The 7383-nt window shown below is 73.0% G+C and carries 7 protein-coding genes; 1 reads left to right on the top strand and 6 read right to left on the bottom strand.

From position 1 onward, the window contains the following. The 6 genes from H5J33_RS17630 to H5J33_RS17605 form a co-directional block, all read right to left on the bottom strand. A partial coding sequence (locus tag H5J33_RS17630) for an SDR family oxidoreductase (RefSeq protein WP_181795891.1) occupies nucleotides 1–570 on the bottom strand: 570 nt, incomplete at its 3' end. Further along, nucleotides 567–1322: a thioesterase II family protein gene (locus tag H5J33_RS17625; RefSeq protein WP_181795889.1), complete on the bottom strand. Its 756-nt coding sequence runs from the start codon at nucleotides 1320–1322 to the stop codon at nucleotides 567–569. The genes H5J33_RS17625 and H5J33_RS17630, both read right to left, overlap by 4 nt. Before the next feature lie 120 nt (nucleotides 1323–1442). Then, nucleotides 1443–2087, bottom strand: a complete 645-nt coding sequence (locus tag H5J33_RS17620; protein WP_030613371.1) for a response regulator transcription factor — start codon at nucleotides 2085–2087, stop codon at nucleotides 1443–1445. Beyond that, nucleotides 2051–3349: a sensor histidine kinase gene (locus tag H5J33_RS17615; RefSeq protein WP_181795887.1), complete on the bottom strand. Its 1299-nt coding sequence runs from the start codon at nucleotides 3347–3349 to the stop codon at nucleotides 2051–2053. Before H5J33_RS17615 ends, H5J33_RS17620 begins: the two co-directional genes overlap by 37 nt. An 86-nt stretch (nucleotides 3350–3435) precedes the next feature. Then, nucleotides 3436–5946: an FtsX-like permease family protein gene (locus tag H5J33_RS17610; RefSeq protein WP_181795885.1), complete on the bottom strand. Its 2511-nt coding sequence runs from the start codon at nucleotides 5944–5946 to the stop codon at nucleotides 3436–3438. Then, complete coding sequence (locus tag H5J33_RS17605) at nucleotides 5946–6749, bottom strand: ABC transporter ATP-binding protein (RefSeq protein WP_181795883.1); 804 nt, start codon at nucleotides 6747–6749, stop codon at nucleotides 5946–5948. Before H5J33_RS17605 ends, H5J33_RS17610 begins: the two co-directional genes overlap by 1 nt. Nucleotides 6750–7082: 333 nt before the next feature. Here H5J33_RS17605 and H5J33_RS17600 point away from each other — a divergent pair, with 333 nt between their 5' ends. Next, nucleotides 7083–7337, top strand: a complete 255-nt coding sequence (locus H5J33_RS17600) for a hypothetical protein (protein ID WP_181795882.1) — start codon at nucleotides 7083–7085, stop codon at nucleotides 7335–7337. The last annotated feature ends 46 nt before the right edge of the window (nucleotides 7338–7383 follow it).

Genomic DNA, 7383 nt, shown 5'->3' with positions numbered 1-7383 from the left:
GCGCCGGATGGCGGTGGCGAAGCTGCCCGGTTCCAGGCACACCACGCGGATGCCGAACGGCTGGACCTCCGCGTACAGGGCCTCGCTGAGGGCGCCCAGGGCGGCCTTGCTCGCCGCGTAGAAGCCGCCGTGCGGCACGGCGAAGGTGCGGGCGGCGAGCGAGGAGACGTTGACGATGACGCCGGAGCCCCGGGCGCGCATCCCGGGCAGCACGGCGCGGACCAGCCGCAGCGGACCCCAGAAGTTGGTCTCGAACACGGTGCGGGCCTGCTCCGGTGGCATGGTCTCGGCCGGTCCGGTGCGGTCGACACCGGCGTTGTTCACCAGGATGTCCAGGGGCCCGTGCCGGTCCTGCACCGCGGTGACGGTGGCGGTGACGGAGGCGTCGTCGGTGACGTCCAGCCGCGGTACGTCCAGGGTGAGTTGCTCCGCGCGGGCGCGCCGCAGCAGTTCCCCGGCGGTGGCGGGGTCGCGCACACAGGCGTGCACCCGGTCGCCGCGCCGGGCGAACGCCAGCGCCGTCTCCAGCCCGATGCCGCTGCCGCATCCGGTGACGAGGACCGACCTCATGCCCGTACCGCCTGTTCCGCCAGCAGGTCGAGGACCTGCTTCTGATGGTTCGTCAAGTAGAAGTGGCCGCCGGGGAACACACGGCACTCGAAGGGCGCGTCGGTGTGCCGGGACCAGGCGCGCGCCTCCTCCACGGTGACCTTGGGGTCGTCGTCGCCGACCAGGGCGACGACGGGGCAGCGCAGGTTCGGTCCGGGCTCGTACACGTAGGTCTCGGCGGCCCGGTAGTCGGCGCGGATGGCGGGCAGGGCCATGCGGATCAGTTCGATGTCGTCCAGGATGACCGAGTCGGTGCCGCTGAGCTGCCGCATCTCCTCGATCAGCCCGTCGTCGTCCCGCAGGTGGACGGACTCGGCGCGCGCGCAGGAGGGGGCGCGGCGGGCGGAGACGACCAGCGCCCGCGCCACCACGCCGTGGTCGCGTTCCAGCCGGCGGGCGATCTCGAAGCCGAGGCTGGCGCCCATGCTGTGGCCGAACAGGACCAGGGGGCGGTCGGTCCACGGCAGCAGCACGGGGGTGAGGCGGTCGGCCAGGTCCCGGATGCTCGTCACACACGGCTCCCGGCGGCGGTCCTGACGGCCGGGGTACTGCACGGCGAGCACGTCCACGGACTCCGGCAGGTTCGCCGAGACGGGGTGGTAGAAGGTCGCCGCGCCACCCGCGTGCGGCAGGCACACCAGCCTGGCCGCCGCGTCCGGGCGGGGATGGTAGCGGCGTATCCAGAGACGGTCGTGCTCGGCGAGCGTGGTCATGGGGCGGGCGTTCCCTTCCTGGGGGCGGCTGCGCCGCGCGGGGCGCGGACGGGCCCCAGCAGTCTCACGCGCGCGAGGAACGCCCGGCCACCCCTACCCGCCCCACCTCCCGTCTCCCGCTCAGGCGTTGAGGTAGGCGAGCACCGCGAGGACCCGGCGGTTGCTGTCGCTGGACGGCGGGAGCATCAGCTTGGTGAAGATGTTGGAGATGTGCTTCGCCGCCGCACCCTCGGTGATGGTGAGCCGCTGGGCGATCGCGGTGTTGGAGCAGCCCTCGGCCATGAGTTCCAGCACCTCGCGTTCGCGGGCGGTGAGGGCGGCCAGCGGTTCGTCCCGGGAGTGACTGGTCATCAGCTGGGCGACGACGGCGGGGTCCATGGCCGTGCCGCCGGCCGCGACCCGGCGTACGGCGTCGATGAACTGCTCGTCGTCCAGGACGCTGTCCTTGAGCAGATAGCCGATGCCGCCGGTGCCGTCGGCCAGCAGTTCGCGGGCGTACATCTGCTCCACGTGCTGGGAGAGGACGAGGATCGGCAGGCCGGGGCGTTCGCGCCGGGCGCGCAGGGCGGCCTGGAGGCCCTCGGTGGTGAAGGTGGGCGGCAGGCGGACGTCCACGATGGCCACGTCGGGCCGGTGGTCGGCGATCGCGGCGGCGAGGTCGGTGCCGTTGTCGACGGCGGCGGCGACCTCGAAGCCGTACGCCTCCAGTAATTGGATGATTCCCTGCCTCAGGAGGAAGAGGTCTTCGGCGAGGACAACACGCACGGCAGCTCCAGCTTGATCACGGTCGGTCCGCCCGGAGGGCTGTTGATCTCCAGGACGCCGTCAAAGGATGCCAGCCGTCTGCGGATGCCCTCCAGACCGCTCCCGGCCGAGGCGTCGGCGCCGCCGCGGCCGTCGTCGGTGACCCGGGCGTGCAGGGTGTCGTCCGCGCGCCAGGCGACGATCTCCACCCGCTGGGCGTCGGCGTGTTTGAGGGCGTTGGTGAGCAGTTCGGACACGGCGAAGTAGACGGCGGACTCGACCGGGTCGGGCAGCCGGCCGGGCAGGTCCACCACGACGGTCACCTCCAGCGGGCTGGCCAGGCCCAGGGCGCGCAGGGCGTCGGCCAGGCCGCGTTCGGCGAGGACCGGCGGGTGGATGCCGTGGACCAGGTCGCGCAGTTCGCGCAGGGCCTGCACGGAGGAACTGCGGGCCTGCCGCAGCAGCCGGCGGGCCTCCTCCGGGTCCTGGCCCAGCTTCCGGTCGACGGCGCCGAGTTGCAGTCCGAGGCTGACGAGCCGGGCCTGGGCGCCGTCGTGCAGGTCGCGTTCGATGCGGCGCAGTTCGGCGGCCTGGATGTCCAGCGCGCCGGACCGGGTCTCCGACAAGTGCTGCACGCGCGAGGCCAGTTGCGAGCCGCGGGTCGGGCCGAGCAGGAAGCGGACGAAGTAGGCGTACCCCTTGAGCACCAGCGGGGAGAGCAGCAGCCAGCCGGTGAGCACGACCAGCGCGAGCAGGCCGGCGGCGAGCGCGGCCGGCCAGCTGCCGACGGTGACGAAGGCGTACCAGCGGCCCGCTCCCCCGTCCGCGACCGGCCGCCACAGCCCGCAGGCCAGGAACAGCCCCTCCCCCGCGTAGTAGAGCAGGGCGGCCGGTACGAAACCGACGAGCCCGACGACGGTGTTGAGCAGCAGCCACAGCAGGTCCCGCCAGGTCGCGGGGTCGGCGAGGATCCACTTGCAGCGGCGCGTCCAGCCGACGATGTCCCGCTCGATCTCCTGCGGTTCGGGCCGGTAGGGCCGCTCCACCGGGACGCCGGAGCGGGCGGCGGCGCGCCGGTTGAGGTCGCACAGCCACCGCACGGCCCGGGTGAGGTAGGGCAGCGTGAGGAAGCCGATGCCGATCAGGCAGAGGATGACGAAGTAGGTGGTGGTGACGAAGAGGACGACCGACAGCAGGGCCCCGGTGGCGGTGGCCACGCCGACCAGGGTGTCCAGGACGGCCCGGCCGAGACGGCCGCGCCACGCGACCGGCACAGTCTTCATACACTCATGTTCCCATCCCCGGCCGCCGCGCACGCCGGGGCCGTCCCCGCCCGGGGGCAGCGGGGACGGCCCGGCCTGGGCGTGGCTCACGCGGCCTTCACCGTCTCCACGGCGGGGCTGCGCATGCCGCGCCAGGAGGGCAGCAGCGTGGCGCCGAACACCAGCAGCAGGGACCCGCCGACGATAGCGAGGTAGATGCCGGGGGATCCGGAGGGCAGGTAGGAGCCGCTCTTGACGAGGCTGTAGGGGACGATGGTCGTCGCGGAGGCGAGGGTGCCGAGGACGGTGGCGACGACTCCGATCAGTACGCCCTCGACGGTCAGCATGCCGATCACCTGGGCGCGGGTGGCGCCGGTGAGCCGCTGGAGGCCGAACTCCGCGCGCCGTTTGCGGGTGACGGACACCAGGGTGTTGACGACGGTGATGGCCGCGTATCCGACGATCATGGCGACGATGGTGTAGTTCGCGGACACCAGGATCTGCTGGATCTGGTTGTTCCGGCCGGCCAGCGAGGAGCTGTCGTCCAGCTCGGTACCGGGCACCCGGGCGGCCAGCGCGGCCAGCCGGTCGTGGACCTCGGTGCCGGTGCCGGGCGCGGCCCGGACCAGGATCTGGTGCGGCAGCCCGTCGCCGGTGTGCGGGGCGAGGGTGGCCGCGGGCAGGGTCAGGTAGCGCTGCTTGGGATTGTCGGTGTAGAGGGCCACGACGGTGGGCCGTAGCGCGGTGCCGTCGCCGAGGTGCAGCGGCAGCCGGTCGCCGACCCGCACCCCGTACTCCCGGGCCCTCTTCTCGGACAGGGCCACGGTGTCGCCGCGCAGGCGGTCCAGGGATCCGGCGACCACGGGCAGGTCGAGGCTCCGGCGCACCCCTTCGGCGGAGACTCCGCGCAGGTCGGTGTCGGCCGGGCCGCCCGGGCGGTCCACGAAGCCCCGGCTGGTGACGAACTCGGAGGCCGCGGCCACCCCGGGCGTGGCCCGGACCGTGGCGACGACGCCGGGCGCGAATCCGCCCGTGGTGGAGTCGAGGACGTAGTCGGCGAGGATGTTCGCGTCGTAGGAGGTCCGTGAGACGTGGTCCTCGGTGGACTGCATGTACAGGGTGCCCGTGGCGATGCCGATGAGCAGGACGATCGGTGCGACGGCGCCCGCCATGCGGACGTGGGCGGTGGCGGCGTTGCGCAGCGCCAGCTGCCCGGAGAGTCCGGACAGGGCCCGTACGGGCAGGCGCAGCAGCGCCACCATGGCCTTGGTGAGGCCGGGCGCGAGCAGGGCGAGGCCGACGCAGAACAGCACGGAGGCGGGTCCGGCGGTGCTGGCGAGGGTGGGGCCGTCCTCCATGACGGTGGCGGTGGCGATGGCCAGGCCGATGCCGTTGGCGAGGAAGAACAGCGCGAGCAGCAGCCGGGGCAGGCTGAACCAGCGGGTGGCGGCGGTGGATTCGGCGAGGGCGGCGACCGGTTCGGTGCGGGCGGCGCGCCGTCCGGCGAACCGGGTGGCGCCGGCCGCGGCGAGCACGGTGACGGCGGCGCCGGCGGCCATCGGCAGCGGGCCGGCGTGGTAGACGATGGCGGGTGCCACCACGCCGCTGGAGGTCAGCACCTTGAACAGCAGCCGCCCGATGGCGTATCCGGGCGCCAGGGCGAGCAGGACGGAGGCCACCGACAGCACGGCCGTCTCGGTGAGGATCATGCGGCGCAGCTGCTCCGGGGTGGAGCCGACGGCGCGCAGCAGGGCCATCTCGCGGACGCGCTGCTGGAGGGAGAGGCCGAGGGTGGAGGCGACGCCGAACATGACGATCAGGACGACCGAGGAGCCGAAGACCGCCGCGAGGATGACGACGGTGCGCCGGCCTGCGAGGGTGCCGGGCAGCTCGGCCAGCCCGCGGTGCTCACCGGTGAGCACCTCGGCGCGGCCGCCGACCTCGGCGCGCACCGCGGCCGCGACGGCTGTGGCGCTCGTGCCGGGCGCGGGCAGCACGGCGACGGAGTCGATCCGGCCGCCCGCGAGTTCGCGGGCCCGGTCGTCGGTGAAGAACACGGCCGCGTCGGGGTTGTGGTCGCCGCGCTGCGCGGCGATGCCGCTGACCCGGAACCGGCGGGCGGTGCCCTGGACGACGATGTCGACCGGGGAACCGGGGCGGGCACCGGCCCGCCGGGCGAGTCCGGCGTCGAGTACGGCCTCGCCGCCGGTGACGGGGGATCTCCCGGCGGCGAGGGTATAGGGGGTCAGCCGGGCGCTCGCCCAGCCGTGGCCGTACGACGCGGACTTCTCCGTCAGCGGCTTGCCGTCCTTGAGGACGGTGGCCGGGAACGACACGTCGGGCACGGCCGCGCGCACGCCGTGGACCCGGGCCACCTCGCCGGCCAGGCCGGCGTCGATGCGGTGCCGTTCGCTCAGCGCGGCGGAGTCGTAGGTCTGTTCACCGGTGACGACGACCGGGGCGTCGTGCAGCCGCTGGGGTGCGGCGGCCATGCGGACGCCGGTCTCCATCAGGCCGCCGCAGCCGATGACGATCGCGGCGCCGAGGAACATGGCGAGGAAGGTCGCGACGAAGCTCGTCCGGCGGAACTTCAGGGTGCGCAGTGCCAGGCGCCACATCAGTACCGCCCTCCCGAGTGCTGCGGCGCGCTCTGCCGCTCGGTGTCGTCGTCCCAGGCGCCGAGCCTGGTCATCCGGGCGGCGACCGCGTCGGCCGTGGGCCGGTGCAGTTCGCCGGCGAAGGCGCCGTCGGCGAGGAAGACCACGCGGTCGGCGTAGGAGGCGGCGACCGGGTCGTGGGTGACCATGACCAGGGTCTGGCGGGCGGTGTCGACGGACTCGCGCAGCAGGCCGAGCACGGCGGCGGCGGTACGGGTGTCCAGGGCGCCGGTGGGCTCGTCGGCGAAGACGACGGCGGGGCGGGTCACCAGGGCGCGGGCGATGGCGACGCGCTGCTGCTGGCCGCCGGACAGCTGGGCCGGCAGATGGCCGAGCCGCTCGGCGAGGCCGACGCGCTGGACGACGGTGCGGATCAGGGCCTTGTCGGGCCGCTGTCCGGCCAGTTGCAGCGGCAGCGTGATGTTCTGCATCACCGTCAGCGCGGGCAGCAGGTTGAACGACTGGAAGATGAAGCCGATCCGGTCCCGGCGCAGCTTGGTCAGGTGGGTGTCGTCCAGGGCGGCGAGGTCGGTGCCGCGTACGGTGACCGTGCCGGAGGTGGGCCGGACCAGTCCCGCGGCGCAGTGCAGGAAGGTGGACTTGCCGGATCCGGAGGGGCCCATCACGGCGGTGAAGGTGCCGTCGGCGAAGCTCATGGTGAGCGCGCGCAGCGCGGCCACCCGGCCGTCTCCCCGGCCATAGGTCTTCGACACGGCGTCCAGCCGTACCGCCTCCGTCCGGCGGAGGTCGTGTGAAGTGTGCACTGGGGCTCCCTCGGGGATGACGCGCCTCTCACGCGGTGTCTGGGAACCACATTAGGAACGGGGCGCCCGCGGCACATTGGCATTGTCCGCCCGGTTCGAGGTAGAGGTTTCTCTACCTTCCCGGTCGAGGTTCCGGCAGGATTCCGGCGATCTGTGTACGGCGGTGTCTCCATCTTTGTGCAGGGGTGACGCCATTTTTGTGCAGAGCTGTCACCACCTTGCCCGCATATCTGGCTGCCCTGGGAAAGGGCCGATTGCCACCCGTGTCCCGGGGCGTCGCTGCGGGTACCGTCGAAACCGACCGGATAAATCCACGATAGATTGGGAAGTCCCATGGCCAGGAGGCCTGATCACGAGCTGACCGCGAGCGTCCGGCCCGATGGTTATCTGGAGCTGTTCTCCCGGCGCACCGGGAAGCGCCACCGGTGCGGTCCGCGCGGCACGACGATGTGGCTGGCACTCCAGCGCACCGACTGGCAGCCGGAATTGGCGGCGGACGAAATCGCCGCGCGATTAGGAGTCGACCCCGACAGCGTCCGATGTGATATCGAGGCATGGGTGTCGCATTTCCGCGAGGCCGCCGAATAAGGAGGATATGCGGGCGCGGGCGGCCTTTCGGCCGCCCGCCCGGGAC

Origin of the sequence: Streptomyces sp. WELS2 (assembly GCF_013870595.1) — a bacterium.
Classification (GTDB): domain Bacteria; phylum Actinomycetota; class Actinomycetes; order Streptomycetales; family Streptomycetaceae; genus Streptomyces.
The sequence above is the reverse complement of the archived record's forward strand: the minus strand, read 5'-3'. Positions and strand labels throughout refer to the sequence as shown.